We start from the raw sequence: 17091 nt of genomic DNA on the forward strand, positions 1-17091 counted from the left end.
CCCCTATACCCCCGGTCGTCGCCGCCTTGCGCACGTTGGCATTTGTCGGCGCATCAGCCACCGGAAAAACCACTTTGCTGGAGGCCTTGCTGCATAAAGCTGGCGCGATTGGTGCTTCGGGCAGTGTGGAGCGCGGCACCACCGTCAGTGACTTTGATCCCCTGGAACGCCGGGCCCAACATTCGCTCAATGCGGCGCTGGTCCACCTGCAGCATGAGGGCACGCGCATTCACCTGTTGGACACCCCCGGCGCACCGGATTTTCTGGGGCAGTCGCTGCCCGCGCTTGAAGCGGCGGACACCGCGGCGCTGGTGATCAGCGCCTCCAGCGGTATCGAGCTGATGACGGGCCGCATGATGGACTGGGCCGCGCGGCGTGAGCTGTGCCGCATGATCATCATCAACAAGATAGACGCCCTGGACATTGATTTGCCCCAGTTGTTGCGGGACATCCAGGAGGCCTTCGGGAAGGAGTGCCTGCCCCTGAACCTGCCGGCCGGCGGCGGAACCCGTGTGGTGGACTGTTTTTTCAATCCAGCCGGGGAAGCCGACTTTTCCAGCGTCGAGCGTGCGCACCGGGCATTGGTCGAGCAGGTTGTGGAAGTTGACTCGGCCCTCGTTGAGCGCTATCTGAACGAGGGCGATGTGGACCCGCGTGAATTGCATGCGCCGCTGGAGCAGGCCTTGCGCGAAGGCCATTTGATCCCGGTCTGTTTTGTGTCGGCACGCAATGGCGCAGGTGTGGCCGAGTTGCTTGATGTGATGGTCAGGCTGCTGCCCAACCCGGCGGAAGGAAACCCGCCGAAATTTCTGCGTGGCGAAGGCTCTGCGGCCATACCGGTGCAAGCCGTGCCTGACCCTGCCAGGCATGTGCTGGCGCATGTGTTCAAGGTGACCGTGGACCCCTACGTCGGCAAGATGGGAATTTTCCGTGTGCACCAGGGAACAGTCACACGGGACAGCCTGCTGTACATCGGCGACGGCCGCCGGCCGTTCAAGGTAGGCCACCTTTTCCGCTTGCAGGGCAAAGAGCATACGGAAATTGCCAGTGCCGGACCGGGCGAGTTGTGTGCGGTGGCCAAGGTGGACGATATTCATTTCGATGCGGTGCTGCATGACGCCGCTGAAGATGACCACATGCATCTTCTTCCGCTGGCTTTTCCTGTGCCGGTGCATGGGCTGGCGATTGAACCCAAACGCCGCGGGGACGAGCAGCGCATGTGGGACCTGGTGCAACGGCTGGTTGACGAAGACCCCTGCCTGAAGCTTGAACATGTGGCGGCCACCAACGAGACCGTGGTTTATGGCTTGGGCGAATTGCACCTGCGGGCGCTGCTTGAGCGGCTGGTGGACGTGTACCGATGCGAAGTCAACACCCGGCCGCCGCGCATTGCTTATCGTGAAACCGTGACCGCGCCTGCGGCCGGCCACCACCGCCACAAAAAACAGAGTGGCGGCGCGGGCCAGTTCGGCGAGGTGTTCCTGCGCATTGAGCCGCTGCCGCGCGGTGCCGGTATCGAGTTTGTCGACCAGGTCAAGGGCGGCACGATTCCGGGTCAGTACATTCCTGCGGTTGAAAAAGGCGTGCGCCAGGCTCTGGACGGCGGTGTGGTCGCGGGTTTTCCGGTGCGCGATGTACGGGTGGTGGTGTACGACGGAAAGCACCACAGTGTGGACAGCAAGGACATTGCCTTTGCGACTGCAGGGCGCAAGGCAGTGATCGAAGCCGTGCGTGCCGCATCACCCGTGGTGTTGGAGCCCATCGTCAATGTTGAGATCACCGCGCCGGAGGCGGCCATGGGCGACATCACCGGCGACCTGTCGTCGCGGCGCGGCCAGGTCAGCGGCACGCGCGGCCTGCAGCTGGGCACGCTGGCCGTGCTGGGCCAGGTGCCGCTGTCGGAACTGACCGGCTACCAGTCGCGGCTCAATGCGCTGACCGGCGGGCAGGGTGCTTACACGCTGGCCTTCAGCCACTACGAGGCCGTGCCGCCGCCGGTGCAGCAGCAGCTGGCCGGGCAGTACCGCGTGCGTGACGAAGAATAGGGCCTGCTAACGCTATTTGTGCAAATGCGAACGGGGTGAAAACAGTGCCAATCAAGGCGCGCGACGACGCCCAGACTGGGCGTCTGGGCTAGGAGTGCAACGCAGAGTGGCGCTGTTTTCACCCCGTTCCCTCCGGGTTGCGATCAAAAAGGCCCTGCGCGGCGTTGCAAAGCCTTGTCGGGGTTCACCCCGCCTGCGTTTTGCGCCTTGCTCAGAGTCTTTTGACTCGCAACGCATCTTGCACAAATAGCGTTAGCAGGCCCTATCGCCTAGAAACAGGCCCAGATCTGGTTGGCCAGCGTCAGCAAAAACTCGGGCCGAAGATACATCGCAAAAACGCCCAGCGTCAGCAAGACGGCCAGCGCATACCAGACGAGTTTGCGGGTCATGTCAGGCACCCTGTGGAAGCCGTCCTCCGACGGGGCGCTGGATGGCCGCCTCGCGGACCGGCAGGTTGACCAGGGCGGCAAGCACACCCAGCCCGATGGCGATGTACCAGACGATGTCGTAGCTTCCGGTGCGGTCATACAGGTAGCCGCCCAGCCATACGCCCATGAAGGAGCCGATCTGGTGGCTGAAAAAAATGAAGCCACTGAGCATGGACAGGTGCTGGATGCCGAAAATCTGCGCCACGACGGCGTTCGTTGGTGGCACGGTAGACAGCCACAGCAGGCCCATCAGGCTGGCAAAAATATAGACGCTGGCCGGAGTCAGGGGAGCCAGGAGGAACACGATGATGACGACGGACCGCGCAAAATAAATGAATGCGAGGATGTTTTTCTTTGCCAGCCTTTGACCTAGGGCGCCGGCCGCATAAGTGCCGAACACATTGAACAGGCCGATCAGTGCCAGCGCGTAGCTGGCGACCTGCGGCGAGAGTCCCTTGTCCCGCAGGTAGCTGGGCATGTGCACCCCGATAAACACCACCTGGAAACCGCAGACGAAATAGCCGGCCATCAGCAGCTGGAAGCTCGGGTATTTGAAAGCTTCCTTGAGCGCCTGCAGGATGGTTTGTTCGCGCGGCGGGGCCTGGCCCGGGCCAAAGCTTGTTTCGCGCAGGCCGAAGGCCAGCGGCGCGATCAACAGAACCGCGGCACTCAGCACCAGCAGCGCTTCTTTCCAGCCCAGGCCGCTGATCAGGAAACCTTCGACCGGCACCATCAGGAACTGGCCGAACGATCCTGCAGCGGCGGCGACACCCATGGCCCAGGAACGTTTTTCGGCAGGAATGTTGCGGCCGATGACGCCGTAGATCACGGCATAGGTGGTGCCCGCCTGCGCCGCGCCTATCAGCACACCGGCTGTCAAAGTGAATAGCAGCCCGCTGGGTGACAGCGCCATGCCCACCAGGCCCAGCGCATACAGCACCGCGCCACCCGCAATGACGCGGAAGGCGCCGAAGCGGTCCGCCAGCATGCCGGCAAAAATGCCGAACACGCCCCAGGAGAGGTTCTGGATGGCGATGGCAAAGGCAAAAGTTTCGCGCGTCCAGCCCTGGGCCTGGGTGATCGGCTGCAGCCACAGGCCGAAGCCGTGGCGTATGCCCATGGACAGGGTGACGATGGCGGCGCCGCAGATGAGCACCTGGGCGATGGAGAGGTTTCGGCTCGGGGATTGCATCCGATGAATGTACCCAATGGTGCTGCTTTTCGCTTTTGAAAGTTTTTGCCGCCATTGATGCGCGCGGGGCATGAGTTTGAAAGGGTGATCAGAAAAACTGTATATTCATACAGTCTTAAAATCACGCGGGTCTACAATCCACCCTCCCATGGCGACCAAACTACCCAACGACTATTCCGAAGGCTCGATCCGCGTGCTGAAGGGCCTTGAGCCCGTCAAGCAGCGGCCGGGCATGTACACGCGTACCGACAACCCCCTGCACATCATCCAGGAGGTGCTGGACAACTCTGCCGACGAGGCGCTGGCCGGTCACGGCAAGAAGATCAAGGTCACGCTGCATACCGACGGCTCGGTCAGCATCGAGGACGACGGACGCGGCATTCCCTACGGCATGCACCCCGAGGAAAAAGCGCCGGTGATCGAGTTGGTGTTCACCCGCCTGCACGCGGGGGGCAAATTCGACAAAGGGGCGGGCGGAGCCTACAGCTTTTCCGGCGGCCTGCACGGTGTCGGCGTCAGTGTTACCAACGCCCTGTCCAAACGCCTGGAAGTGAGCTCTTACCGTGACGGCATGGCCGCCATCCTGGTGTTCAGCGGCGGCGACGTCGTCGAGAAGCTGCATCTGCGCAAGCAGGCCGAGGGCGACCGCAAGTCCGGCACCACGGTACGTGCCTGGCCGGACAGCAAGTATTTTGAAGCCTCGGCCTTGCCCATGACCGAGCTGACCCACCTGCTGCGCAGCAAGGCGGTGCTGATGCCAGGCGTCACCGTGACGCTGGTGGTCGAAAAAACCAAAGAAGTGCAGACCTGGATTTACAAAGGCGGCCTGCGCGACTACCTGATGCAGACGCTAAGTGCCGACCCGGTGATTCCGCTGTTCGAAGGTGAAGGTTTTGCCGATGCTGCGCACGACAGTTTTGCCGAAGGCGAGGGCGCCCAGTGGTGCCTGGCGTTCACCGAAGACGGCCAGCCGGTGCGTGAGAGCTATGTCAACCTGATCCCGACCAGCGCTGGCGGCACGCATGAAAGCGGCCTGCGCGACGGCGTGTTCCAGGCCGTCAAGAGTTTCATCGAACTGCACTCGCTGCTGCCCAAGGGTGTGAAGCTGCTGCCTGAAGACGTGTTTGCCCGCGCCAGTTATGTGCTCTCTGCCAAGGTGCTGGATCCGCAGTTCCAGGGCCAGATCAAGGAGCGGCTTAACTCGCGCGATGCGGTGCGGCTGGTTTCCAGCTTTGTGCGCCCGACTCTGGAGCTGTGGCTGAACCAGCATGTCGACTACGGCAAAAAGCTGGCCGAGCTGGCCATCAAGGCAGCGCAAACCCGCCAGAAAGCCGGCCAGAAAGTTGAAAAACGCAAAGGTTCGGGTGTGGCCGTGCTGCCGGGCAAGCTGACCGACTGCGAAAGCCGTGATCTGGCGCACAACGAGGTTTTCCTGGTCGAGGGCGACTCCGCCGGCGGCAGCGCCAAGATGGGCCGCGACAAGGAAAGCCAGGCCATCCTGCCGCTGCGCGGCAAGGTGCTCAACACCTGGGAGGTCGAGCGCGACCGGCTGTTTGCCAACACCGAGATTCACGACATCGCGGTCGCCATCGGGGTCGACCCTCACGGCCCCAACGATTCGCCCGACCTCAGCGGCCTGCGCTACGGCAAGATATGCATCCTCAGCGATGCCGACGTGGACGGTTCCCACATCCAGGTGCTGCTGTTAACCCTGTTTTTCCGCCACTTCCCCAAATTGATCGAAAGTGGCAATATCTTTGTGGCCCGGCCGCCGTTGTTCCGGGTGGACGCTCCGGCCCGCGGGAAGAAGCCCGCTTCGAAGGCGTACGCGCTGGATGAAGGTGAATTGATCGCCATTCTCGACAAATTGCGTAAAGAGGGCGTCCGTGAAGGGGCTTGGGCCATCAGCCGCTTCAAGGGTCTGGGCGAAATGAATGCGGAACAATTATGGGAAACCACACTCAATCCTGATACCCGTCGCCTGTTGCCCGTCCAACTCGGCAACTTTGATTTTGCCCAGACCGAGTCTCTGGTGACAAAACTGATGGGCAAAGGCGAAGCCGCGGCGCGGCGCGAATTGATGGAACTCCACGGAGACGCCGTGGAGATCGACATTTGAAAGACAAGCATGCGCAACCCGCGGATCAAGGCATGAGTTATTTCATGCATAAAAAATGGCTCCGGCCCTTATCGGCCGGGCGAAGACAGCTATCATTTTTGATGATTTCTGCCGCTTTGCTGTTTGCCGGCGCCGCGGCCCGCGCCGACGTTTGGGGTTATGTGGACGACAGGGGCGTCGCCCATTTCTCGGCCGAACGGCTTGATGAGCGCTATCAGCTGTTTTTCCGCGGCGGGGAAAGCTTCAGCGCACAGGGTGCGGGTGTGCCGGGCGACGGCAGAAGCGGCATGCCAGGCGCACCGCCCAAGTTGCTGGCGTTTTTTGATGTTTCGCCCAACTACAAGGCGGTCAAGCACCTGCTGCGTGAAGCCTCGGTGGCCAACGACATCGATTACGAATTGCTCCAGGCGCTGATTGCCACCGAATCGGGCTTCAACACCCATGCCGTGTCGCCCAAGGGTGCCGTCGGCCTGATGCAGTTGATGCCACCCACGGCCCAGCGCTATGGTGTGCGAGCCGACAAGAACTCGCCGATCGAGAAAAAGCTGACCGACCCGAAAACCAACATCCGCGCCGGTTCACGTTACCTGCGCGACCTGATGGTGATGTTTCCCGGACAGCTCGAGCTGGCCGTTGCGGCCTACAACGCTGGCGAAGGCGCGGTGCAGCGGGCGGGCAACAAGATTCCCAATTACCCCGAAACCAGGAATTACGTCAAAACCGTCATGCAGCTGTACGGCCACCTCAAGCCGCCGAGCATGTTCGCGGCTTCCGGCCGCACAGGCCGTGTCCGGATGGAAATGATGGGTGGCGCCAAAACCCCGGCGGGCCAGCCCTCTGGCGGTGCCACTGGTCGCGGCAACACCCTGCCGACGCTGGTGGTTCAGAGCCCGATCCAAAGCCCGGTCGCTCCGGAGTTCCGGGTCGAGCGCGACTAGGCATCCGGCGCCGGGGTCTCGCGAGAGGCCTGCAGCCTGAGGCGCCCGCCGCCAAGACAACCCCGAGGCCATAATTCCCTGCTGTGGTCCCCGGACCCTTGGCCAGGCCCAATTTTCCCTTCCGATCTTTTTGCAGTTTGAACCCGATGGACGATCTTTTTACACCCGACCTGCCTTCCAGCCCCGAGTTGCCTGATCAGGAATCGCTGGCCGCTTATGCCCAGCGCGCTTACCTTGAATACGCGCTGAGCGTGGTCAAGGGCCGGGCTCTGCCCGATGTCTGCGACGGCCAGAAGCCGGTGCAGCGCCGCATCATGTTTGCCATGGCGCGTATGGGGCTGGGTTTTTCCGGCAACAGCGGCGCCAAGCCGGTCAAGAGCGCTCGCGTGGTTGGCGATGTGCTTGGCAAATACCATCCGCACGGCGACCAGGCGGCCTATGACGCGATGGTGCGCATGGCGCAGGATTTCAGCCAGCGCTACCCGCTGATCGATGGGCAAGGCAACTTCGGCAGCCGCGACGGTGACGGCGCAGCAGCCATGCGTTACACCGAGGCACGGCTGTCGAAAATCACCACCTTGCTGCTCGACGAGCTTGACGAGGGCACGGTCGACTTCGTGCCGAATTACGACGGTTCTTTTGATGAACCGCGCCAATTGCCGGCGCGTTTGCCGTTCACGTTGCTCAACGGCGCCAGCGGCATTGCCGTGGGCCTGGCCACCGAGATCCCCAGCCACAACCTGCGTGAAGTGGCCGACGCCTGCATCGCGCTGATCAAGACGCCCAAGCTCAGCGATGAAGAGCTGTACACATTGATCGCCGGGCCGGACTACCCGGGCGGCGGGCAGATCATCTCCAGCACGGCAGACATTGCCGCCGCGTACAGTACGGGCCGCGGCTCGCTCAAGGTGCGTGCGCGCTGGAAGATTGAGGATCTGGCGCGCGGCCAGTGGCAGCTGGTGGTGCAGGAGCTGCCGCCCGGCGTGAGCACGCAGCGTGTGCTCGAAGAAATCGAAGAGATCACCAACCCGAAGATCAAGGCCGGCAAGAAGGCCCTGAGCCTGGACCAGGTGCAGCTCAAGCAAACGGTGCTGGCCGTGCTTGACGTGGTGCGTGACGAGTCGAGCAAGGACGCCGCCGTGCGCCTGGTGTTCGAGCCCAAGACCAGCCGCATCAGCCAGACCGAGCTGATCACCACTCTGCTGGCGCACACCAGCCTGGAAAGCTCGTCGACGATCAACCTGACCATGATCGGGCTGGACGGCAAACCGACGCAGAAGAACCTGCGCCAGATGCTGCAGGAGTGGATCAGCTTCCGCCAGACCACGATAGAGCGGCGCTCGCAGCACCGCTTGAACAAGGTGCTGGACCGCATCCACATCCTTGAGGGCCGGCAACTGGTGCTGCTCAACATCGATGAAGTCATCGCCATCATCCGCCAGTCCGACGAGCCCAAGGCGGCGTTGATCGCGCGCTTCAACCTGAGCGACCGGCAGGCCGAAGACATTCTTGAAATCCGCCTGCGCCAGCTTGCCAGGCTGGAAGCCATCAAGATCGAGCAGGAGCTCAAGGGCCTGCGCGAGGAGCAGGGCAAGCTCGAGGAAATTCTCGGCAGCCCGGCAGCCTTGCGCCGCCTGATGATCAAGGAAATCGAGACCGATGCCAAACAGTTTGCCGACCCGCGCCGCACCCTGATCCAGGCCGATAAAAAAGCCGTGCTTGAAGTCAAGGTGATCGACGAGCCGGTGACGGTGGTGGTCAGCGCCAAGGGCTGGGTACGCGCACGCAGCGGTCACGGCCACGACGCGGCCAGCTTCGCCTTCAAGTCGGGCGATGGCCTGTATGGCACCTTCGAATGCCGCACGGTGGACAGCCTGCTGGTGTTTGGCACCGCGGCCAAAGGCACGGGCCGGGTGTATTCGATTCCGGTCGCCATGCTGCCCGGCGCGCGCGGAGACGGCCAGCCGGTGACGACGTTGATCGAGCTTGAAAGCGGGACACACCCGGCGCATTATTTTGCCGGCCCGCCGACGGCCACACTGTTGCTCAGCGGCAGCGGCGGCTATGGTTTCCTGGCCACGGTGGAAAACATGACGTCGCGCCTGAAAGCCGGCAAGGCCTTCATCAGCTGTGCCGAGGGCGAATCGATTTGCAAGCCGTCCCCAGTTTCCGGCAGCAGCGGTTCCGTCCCGCTGAACCCGGCCACCCATGTGGCCTGCGCTTCCACCGGCGGCCGCATCCTCACGTTTGAGATCAACGAACTCAAGACCCAGCCGGCCGGGGGCCGTGGCCTGATGTTGATTGACCTGGATGCCAAGGACACCTTGGCTGGCGCGGCGGCTTACACCCGCAGTGTGAAGATCGAAGGCATTGGGCGTGGTGGCAAGGTGCGCGAGGAAACGCTGGAGATTCGCAGCCTGAACAACGCCAGGGCCGCGCGTGCTCGCAAGGGGAAGGCGGCGGATCTGGGGTTCAAACCTTCTGCGATATCGCGGGTGGAATAGAGAGCGTTGTTTGCTATCGGTTTGATAGCTGTTTGTGTCCGTGGGATAAGGGCTATTGGCCAGTTTATCTCTTGAATTCGTGCTCCTGGCATTGGCTTCTTCTCACCGTTTGTGGTGTGCCGGCAAGCCGGGCTACCCCCGGCTTGCCGGCAACCCTCCAGAGCAGAAAAAAAGACGGCTTCGACGTAGGGCTCAGCCCGAACTGCCAGACAGTTGGTTAAACCGAAGCCCAGAACACCGCAAACCACTCTTTCGGATCAGTCCAGTAACTGATCTGCGTGAAGCCGGCACGCCGCAGGAGTGCCGTCATGGAAGCCACCGTGTATTTGCAGGAATTTTCGGTGTGGATGCGTTCGCCGCCGCGGAAGGCCCGTTCGCCACCCGGCCAGTGCACCATCAGGTTGCGCTGCGCCTGCAGGTACATCTCGATGCGGGATTCGGTTTCGTTGAAAAGTGCCAGATGGCGCCATTGGTGCACGTCGAAGTCGCTGCCCAGCAGCGTGTTGACGTGGCGCAGCAGGTTTTTGTTGAAGGCCGCGGTCACGCCCAGCGCATCGTCATAGGCCGCTTCCAGGGTCGCCTTGTCTTTCACGAGGTCGATACCCAACAGCAGGCCGCGTGCGGCGCCTTGTGCCGGGTCGACCATTTGCTGCAAAAAGGCCAGGGCCTGGTCGGGCGAAAAATTTCCCAGGCTGGAACCCGGGTAGAAGAAAACGCGGTCGCGGCGCTGAACCTGGGGCGGTAGCGCCAGCCCGGCGGAAAAGTCCATGCCTATGCCCACAATATCCAGGGCTGGGAAAGTGGTCTGCACCTGCTCGGCGGCATCCCGCAGGAAATCCACCGAGATGTCGACCGGCACATATTGCTTTGGCTTCAAGTAGGGAATCAACCGTGTGGCCTTCGCGCAGTTGCCTGCACCCAGGTCAATCAGGCAGGGCTGTTTGATGCCGGCACTGGCCGCGGTCGCAGCAATGCTTTGATAGGCTGTGTCGAAAATGCCAGCCTCGGTGCGCGTCGGGTAATACTCGTCGAGCTCGGTGATGGTTTCAAACAGCTGGGAGCCGAGCACATCGTAAAAATACTTGGGCGGCACGCTGGCGGCCACGGCGTTCAGGCCTTCGGCCAGTTCTCGCGCTGCATCGGGAGCCGGGCCTTGTGCGGTCGCCGGGTGGCAGTTGATGAACTGCGGGGACGCAGGGGCCAGGGCCAGCTTGGGCCGTTTGAGGGGAGCGTTCAAAATGGGTTCAGCAGGTGCTGCATATGGTTCGTCAATTTACTTCAGAGGGTTGGCTGTCTTTGTAGGACAGTTTCTCTTTGCACGCCTTGGGGGAACTGCGCTTGATTTTCGGCCCGTGCCAGATGCCCGGTGCATCACGGGGTTCATTCTGCCCTGCTAAGCTTGGTCGTAACCATGGCTTCTTTATTACATCCCCTGGCGTCCCGGCGTCGTTTTTTGCAGGACGCTGCGCTGGCCGGTACGTCGCTGCTGTTGGGGCGGCAAGCCCTGGCGGCCGGTGAAGTGGCCTACACCATATCGCCCTGGCATGGCGCCGTGCCACCGCTGCAGGCTGTCGATACCCAGGGGAAAACCTGGCGGCTCGATGACCTCAAGGGCCGCGCGGTGCTGCTCAACTTCTGGGCCAGCTGGTGCGAACCCTGCCGCGCCGAAATGCCCACCCTGCAGCAAGTTGCCGACCTGTATGGCTCCGACAAGCTGCTGGTGCTGGCCATCAATTTCAAGGAGCATCCGACGCGTGCCATCCAGTTTGCGGCCAGCACCGGATTGAGCGTTCCTGTGTTGCTCGATCCGCAAGGGCTGACTGCGAAGGCCTGGGGCGTGAAGATTTTTCCCACCACCGTGCTGGTGGACCGTCAGGGCCGGCCGCGCCAGCGGGTGCAGGGTGAGGTTGACTGGACCGGCGCCGCAGCCGCCCAGTGGCTGGAGATCTTGCTCAAGCAGTAGGCGAACCGGTCCTGGTTAGTTGAGCGACCGTGGAGGTTTTTCCCTACCCGCCAGGGCTGCGGATCTGGCTTTGCCAGTCCGCAGGCGCAGCGGCCCCCTCGGGGGGCAGCGAGGACACGAAGTGCCGAGCGTGGGGGCCTTATTCCTTGGGCAGAACCAGGTCTGCAGTCCCTGGGCAAACCCAGCGTGCAAACTCGCGCGTGGTGTCCAGGCACCCGCCGTTTTGGTACACACCGCGTGGTTCGCGATAACGCTGCATCAATGCCAGGATGCGTTCCACCTCATGCGCATCGTTCTGCGCTGCGGCGACCAGTGCTTCAACCTTGGTCTCGTCGATGCGCTGTTCGCCCTCTGCATCCAGGAAAAGGGCATGGCGCCACTGGTAGATCTCCAGGCACTTGCTGGACAGCGTGAAGGGCTGTTCGCGTTTCCAGAAATTGCTGAACAGACCGTCTCCAAGGTAGATCACCCACGAACCTTCGTAACCAGACGCGTCAGCCGAGGACTCATCGGGGTTGCGAAACCATGTCCTGTCGCCCGGCACGAAATAGCGGGGCGGCAACGGGGCGTCCATGGAACCCTGCTCACGCAGGAAAACATCGTGAAAGCGGCCTGACATGATGGGGCGCTCGGTCCAGAGCGCCTGCAGCTGCTCATAAAGGACGGGGTTGCAGCGTGACAGTTCTTCGGCAATGCCCAGCAGGATCACGTATTCCGTGGCGCGGTAGCAGGAAAACGAATACAGCGTGCCGGACACTTCTGGCTGTGTTGCCTTGGCAAGTGCACGGAGCAGCGACACGCCGGGCCGGATGACAAAGCCGAAGTCTTTCCTATAGATCCAACAGTCTTCAGGTCTTTCCGCCTGGCTGGTGTGAAAGGCCAAAGTCGTTTTGCTGGCCGCCTGCGCAATGTTGTGGCGAATGCGCACCGCAGACACCAGCTCGTTGATGCAGGGAAATTCGAAGGCCACCGGGCCCATCAACATTGCCACCACGATCTCGCGGGTCAGGGCTGCCGGTTTGGTGTTGCCGCCAAGCTGCAATGCGCTGTTCAGGCCCAGGGTGTCGTAGGCCGGCGCCCAGCGGTCGGCCTGCGCAGGGTCGATGCTGAACTGCATGTAACTGCCGGCCTCATCTACGCCTTCAGCGCTGCGTATGCAGTGCTGAAGCTCCAGCGCGTCCAGCTGCGACAACACTGCGTGGCGCGTCGCGACAATTCCCCCGCCAACAGGGCCGCGAATCCGGATCCCCTGTGGCTCCGCCTGTTGTATGCCCGATTCGCCCATGCCATCTTCTCCGGCTTGTTGTATTGGTTGTCCTGGGAGCATGCAGCCCCGGCGTGCGAACGGCGCAGGGTTGCCGGATAAATATAACCGACGCCTTTGCGGTGCTAGTCGGCATCCGGTGAAAGCGGGGATAATTGCGCCGCGGCAAGGGGGCTTTTCCCGATCTACCGCTTGGACATTCCGGAGCACTTTTACATGCCCGGCCACGTCTGCCCACCCACTTTCCGGAGTTCTCTTGATGACCACCGTACGCCGTACCTTTCTCAAAAATGCAGCCGCTGCCTCTGTGGCCGCCGCGTTTCCCGCGATCCATTTCGCGCAAACCCCGGCACGCCGCAACTTCGCCCCGCAAAGCGGTGCCTGGCGCACCTTTGACGTGACCACCCGCGTTGACGTCGTCAAACCGCAAGGCGTGACCAAGGTCTGGCTGCCGATTCCATCGGTCAACAGTGACTACCAGCATTCGCAGGGCAACAGCTTTTCCAGCAACGGCGCGACCGACCTGACCGACGATGGTGTGGACGGTGCCAAGATGCTGTACGTTGAATTCCCCGCAGGCTTGGCGCAACCCTTTGTCGAGTTGACAAGCCGCGTGCAGACCCAGGGTCGCGCCATCGACTGGGCGCACAAAACCGCAGTGCGGGAAGATGCGGACACCCTGCGTTATTTCACACGCCCGACCAAGTTCCTGCCAACCGACGGCATCGTCCGCACCACGGCGCAACAAGCCATCGGCAACGTAAAAACCGATGTCGAAAAAACACGGAAGATCTACGACTGGATCGTGGCCAACACCTACCGTGACCCCAAGGTGCGCGGATGCGGTGAAGGCGACATCAAGACCATGCTGGAGACCGGCAACCTGGGCGGCAAGTGCGCCGACCTGAACGCGTTGTTTGTTGGCCTGTGCCGCTCGGTCGGCATTCCGGCGCGCGACGTGTACGGCATCCGTCTGGTGCCTTCAGCCTTCGGCTACAAGGAGCTCAGCGGCAATCCGGCCAGCCTCAAGGGCGCGCAGCATTGCCGCTCGGAAGTTTTCCTCAAGGGGTATGGCTGGGTGGCCATGGACCCGGCCGATGTGGCCAAGGTGATGCGCCTGGAAACGGCAGACTGGATCAAGAACACCACCGACCCGGTGGTGGCGCCCGTCAACAAGGCGTTGTTCGGCGGCTGGGAAGGCAACTGGATGGCCTACAACACCGCGCACGACATCGCGCTGCCGAACTCGAAGCTGGAGAAGCTGGGCTTTTTCATGTACCCGGTGGGCGAAAACGCTGCCGGCCGTTTTGACTCATACACACCGGATGAGTTCAAGTATCAGATCACCGCGAAAGAGGTCTAGCCCCCACGCTTGCTCACTGCGTGTAGCCGCTGCCCCGGCTTGAAAAAGAGTCGCCGCGTTTGTCACTGCGTGTACTGCACTGCCTCCCCGAGGGCCGCTGCGCCTGCGGCCCGGCGAAGCCGGTTCCGCGGCCCTGGCTTGACTTGAGCGGGGCCTGGTAGAGGGTCTTCAGCGTCCTGTTCCCAGCGTTCGTTCCCTTCCGGCGCACCGGCCCGGGCCTGGAGGCGGGATAACTCACATTGTTGGGCGAGGACTTGTTGTGCAAATTAATTTGCACAAAGAGTGGGAAATTTCCAAAAAAAGTTTTCCAGCTTAAGTGGGGACAGTGCAAACAACCAATGCACTGCGCACATTGCATAAATCAAAAATTGTTTCCTAGGAGCCCGCTTTGGTGGGTTGCTCGGGGTTCTGGTTTTTCTCCAACAGGTCAACGAGCCAACCGGACCATGGGCCTTCCGGGTCACGCGCCAGGCTGCTCAGGAGCGAGGACGCGCGGTCCCTTGTGCCTGGCTCCATGGCGGACAGCGCCTGCACCAGGGCTTGAACCGCAAGGGCGGGGGAGGCAACCTGGTAGGGGGTATGGGGTTCTTCCGCTCGAGCGTGGTTCTGTTTATCCAGATCTTGATCCCGTTGAGCTGACGGAACAGAGTATTGGCCGGCCAATAACGTGTCCGAAGTGGTTCCCATGGCCTGTGCGAGCGCGTACAGGTAGTGCGGGCGTCTGTCGCCTGCGTTCTCAAGTTGCGTGAGTTTCTGTCGGCTCACGCTCGTTTCCTGATGTTTGCTGACCTCTTGCGCCATACGCGTGTAGGTCCAACCCTTCCAGATCCGGAATTCTTTTGCTTGTGCCCCAATTGTTTTCATAGCAAAAGATTTTGCACTCCTTGAGGGCAACTTAGTTTGCTATATAGTATGCAAATAAATTTGCAAAAGGGCGGGTGATGGGGCAAAAAACTGGCATTCAGCGGGCTGTCGAGTTGTTCGGAAACAGTCCGACGAAACTTGCTGCAGCAGTGGGCCACGGGGTGGTGAGGCAGCACGTTGAACACTGGTTAAGCGTTGGACGCGTGCCAGCTGAAAAATGCCCGGAAGTGGCGGTGACCACCGGCGTCGCTCTCGAAGAACTGAACGATAAGGTGAACTGGGGCCTGGTACGCGGCGAGACGGCGGCCAAAAGAATGGGTGCACCAACGGGGCGCTCCGTTGAATCGCTCACGCGAGATGAGATACGCCAACTTGCCCTGTTCGCGGCGGAGCGCCGCGACGAAAAAGCCAATCCTTTTCTGCAGGGCTCCTTCAAGTATTCGCAATTCCAAAACGACTACTGGCGTGCCATAGCCAAGCGCTTTGGATAGGCTGTTTACGTGCCCACTGCGGGGCTTTCGGCAGACTCCGGTCGGGTGAGCTTGCTGACCTTCTGATCGCACTGCGCCAAATGGCCAAGTCATTCGGCGCAGCGTCGGCTCCGGACGAGAGGGCGCAGTTGTTAAACCTGCACGGCTTTACCGTACGCTTTCGCCAGAGGGAAACCCTGTTCTGGGCAGCTCGTCTGCGATTCTCAAAATCAAAGCGAAGGGAATACGGCTTGCTGTTCAACCGCTGCTGGTGCCGCAGAGTAGTTACGGCGTCGGCGGCAGGTTCAAGCGGCGGCTGCTTTCGAAGTGCCTCGATTTTCCGGTGATTGGGTCGACAAATGCGATGGCCTGCGCGAGCAACTGCAGCGGATAGCGGTAGTCGTCATCCGGTGTGTGTGGCACAGGTGGGTACATCCGGTCATTGACGAGCGGCAGGCCCAGCGCGTTCATATGCACGCGCAACTGGTGTTTTTTCCCCGTTACCGGGCTTAGCGCATACAACGCCGTCTCGCCCCGAACTTCAATCACATCGACACGCGTTTGGCTGTTGGGCTCGCCTGGCACTTCACGCTGGCGGAAAAAGGGTTGGTCGGGGACGATGCGGCTTTTGCGCGTGAGCGGGAAACCGATATCACCGCGCCACGGCGCCACGGCCTGGTAGCGCTTGGTCACTTCATGCTGTCTGAACAACGCCTGGTAGGCATCGCGTTCCGCGGGCTGCACGGAGAACAGTACCAGGCCCGCGGTTTCGCGATCGATCCGGTGAATCGGAATCAACCCGTCGATGCCCAAACGGTTTTTCAGACGAACCAGCAGCGTCTCCTGCAGGTAGTGTCCCGAAGGCGTGACTGGCAGGAAATGCGGCTTGTCAGCCACCACCAGGTGTTCGTCCTGGTACAGCACGGCTTCCTCAAACGGAATGCGGACTTCCTCATCCAGCGCGCGGTAGTAGTACACCCGCATGTGGCCACGGTAGGTGTGCTTCGCGCTGACTTTTTCGCCAAATTCATCGGCCACCAGGCCATCTTGCATTCGCTGAAGCCACACCTCGCGCGCAATGGCGGGAAAGCGTTCGACCAGAAAATCGGTGATGGTCGGCCAGTGGCCTGCGGGCAGGCCGACGCAGCTCGGGCTGACACCGTCCCGGCTTGGCAAGCCGTGCAGACCAAGCTTGTGCGTTTTACTCACGGCCGCCGGGCTGCCCTGTGTGCTGCATCACACGCGCTCGAATACCACGTCCCAGACACCGTGCCCAAGCTTGATCCCGCGGTTTTCAAACTTGGTGAGCGGCCGGTAGTCGGGCTTGGGCGCAAAGCCGTCGGCGCTGTCCGCCGTGTTTTTCAGCAAAGGTTCTGCTTTGAGCACCTCAAGAATCTGCTCGGCGTACGGTTGCCAGTCAGTGGCGCAATGCAGGTAGCCCCCGGGTTTGAGACGGGACGCCAGTTTGGACACCGACGGCCCCTGAATCAGTCGGCGCTTGTTGTGTTTTTTCTTGTGCCACGGGTCGGGGAAAAAGATGTGCACGCCATCAAGGCTGCCGGGCACCAGCATGTGGTCCAGCACTTGTACAGCGTCGTGCTGCAGGATGCGGATGTTGTTCAGTCCTTGCTCGGTGATTCGCTTGAGCAGCGCGCCGACACCCGGGGTGTGCACTTCGCAGCAGAGGAAGTTTTTTTCCGGTAGCAAAGCCGCAATCTGTGCAGTGGCTTCACCCATGCCGAAGCCGATCTCCAGGATCGTCGGCGCGGCACGTCCGAAGGCGGCTTCGATGTCGAGCGGCGCTGCCGAATAAGGCAGGAGGAACTTCGGCCCCGCATCAGCAAAAGCCTTGGCCTGGCCGGCGGTGGTGCGGCCGGTACGCAGAACAAAGCTGCGGATGGTGCGCAGGTGGGGGGCGTCAGGTGAAGCGCCTTCAGGCGG

General features: G+C 61.7%; 13 protein-coding genes. 7 read left to right on the plus strand and 6 right to left on the minus strand.

All coding sequences use genetic code 11. The features are described from left to right. The first annotated feature begins 5 nt into the window (after positions 1-5). Positions 6-2045, plus strand: coding sequence for an elongation factor G (gene fusA / locus B0B52_RS17995; protein WP_077595054.1), 2040 nt, complete (start codon positions 6-8; stop codon positions 2043-2045). Between the two features lie 390 nt (positions 2046-2435). Here fusA and B0B52_RS18000 read toward each other — a convergent pair whose 3' ends face one another. Further along, a complete protein-coding gene (locus tag B0B52_RS18000; RefSeq protein ID WP_077595063.1) occupies positions 2436-3665 on the minus strand; it encodes an MFS transporter in 1230 nt (409 codons plus the stop codon). Between the two features lie 148 nt (positions 3666-3813). Between B0B52_RS18000 and B0B52_RS18005 the strand changes: the two genes are divergently transcribed. The 3 genes from B0B52_RS18005 to parC all read left to right on the plus strand — a co-directional run bounded on the left by B0B52_RS18005 (position 3814) and on the right by parC (position 9226). Next, complete coding sequence (locus B0B52_RS18005) at positions 3814-5784, plus strand: DNA topoisomerase IV subunit B (protein ID WP_077595055.1); 1971 nt, start codon at positions 3814-3816, stop codon at positions 5782-5784. 101 nt (positions 5785-5885) lie between these two features. Then, entirely contained in the window at positions 5886-6722 is an 837-nt protein-coding gene (locus tag B0B52_RS18010; RefSeq protein WP_139352005.1) for a lytic transglycosylase domain-containing protein, read from the plus strand. Positions 6723-6868: 146 nt separating this feature from the next. Beyond that, the gene (parC, locus tag B0B52_RS18015; protein ID WP_077595056.1) at positions 6869-9226 is read left to right on the plus strand and encodes a DNA topoisomerase IV subunit A; all 2358 of its coding nucleotides are present in this window, start codon (positions 6869-6871) and stop codon (positions 9224-9226) included. A gap of 217 nt (positions 9227-9443) precedes the next feature. Here the strand turns inward: parC and egtD are convergent, their stop codons facing one another. Continuing rightward, a complete protein-coding gene (gene egtD, locus B0B52_RS18020) occupies positions 9444-10463 on the minus strand; it encodes an L-histidine N(alpha)-methyltransferase (protein ID WP_077595057.1) in 1020 nt (339 codons plus the stop codon). Between the two features lie 174 nt (positions 10464-10637). On the opposite strand from egtD, the gene B0B52_RS18025 reads away from it, so the two are divergent. Further along, a complete protein-coding gene (locus B0B52_RS18025; RefSeq protein WP_077595058.1) occupies positions 10638-11189 on the plus strand; it encodes a TlpA disulfide reductase family protein in 552 nt (183 codons plus the stop codon). A 139-nt stretch (positions 11190-11328) separates the two neighbouring features. Here the strand turns inward: B0B52_RS18025 and B0B52_RS18030 are convergent, their stop codons facing one another. After that, positions 11329-12474, minus strand: coding sequence for a hypothetical protein (locus B0B52_RS18030; protein ID WP_077595059.1), 1146 nt, complete (start codon positions 12472-12474; stop codon positions 11329-11331). Between the two features lie 238 nt (positions 12475-12712). Here B0B52_RS18030 and B0B52_RS18035 point away from each other — a divergent pair, with 238 nt between their 5' ends. Beyond that, on the plus strand, positions 12713-13816 hold the full coding sequence (locus B0B52_RS18035; RefSeq protein WP_077595060.1) for a transglutaminase-like domain-containing protein: 1104 nt from the start codon (positions 12713-12715) through the stop codon (positions 13814-13816). 375 nt (positions 13817-14191) lie between these two features. Here the strand turns inward: B0B52_RS18035 and B0B52_RS18040 are convergent, their stop codons facing one another. Then, entirely contained in the window at positions 14192-14680 is a 489-nt protein-coding gene (locus tag B0B52_RS18040) for a helix-turn-helix transcriptional regulator (protein WP_077595061.1), read from the minus strand. A 77-nt stretch (positions 14681-14757) separates the two neighbouring features. On the opposite strand from B0B52_RS18040, the gene B0B52_RS18045 reads away from it, so the two are divergent. Then, positions 14758-15171, plus strand: a complete 414-nt coding sequence (locus B0B52_RS18045; RefSeq protein WP_077595062.1) for a YdaS family helix-turn-helix protein — start codon at positions 14758-14760, stop codon at positions 15169-15171. 264 nt (positions 15172-15435) lie between these two features. Here the strand turns inward: B0B52_RS18045 and B0B52_RS18055 are convergent, their stop codons facing one another. Continuing rightward, a complete protein-coding gene (locus tag B0B52_RS18055; protein WP_254425757.1) occupies positions 15436-16359 on the minus strand; it encodes an RluA family pseudouridine synthase in 924 nt (307 codons plus the stop codon). A gap of 27 nt (positions 16360-16386) precedes the next feature. Next, positions 16387-17091, minus strand: a 705-nt coding sequence (gene trmB / locus B0B52_RS18060; protein WP_139352006.1) for a tRNA (guanosine(46)-N7)-methyltransferase TrmB, incomplete at its 5' end; no start/stop codon positions are given.

It is taken from the genome of Polaromonas sp. A23, assembly GCF_002001015.1.
Taxonomy (GTDB): domain Bacteria; phylum Pseudomonadota; class Gammaproteobacteria; order Burkholderiales; family Burkholderiaceae_C; genus Polaromonas.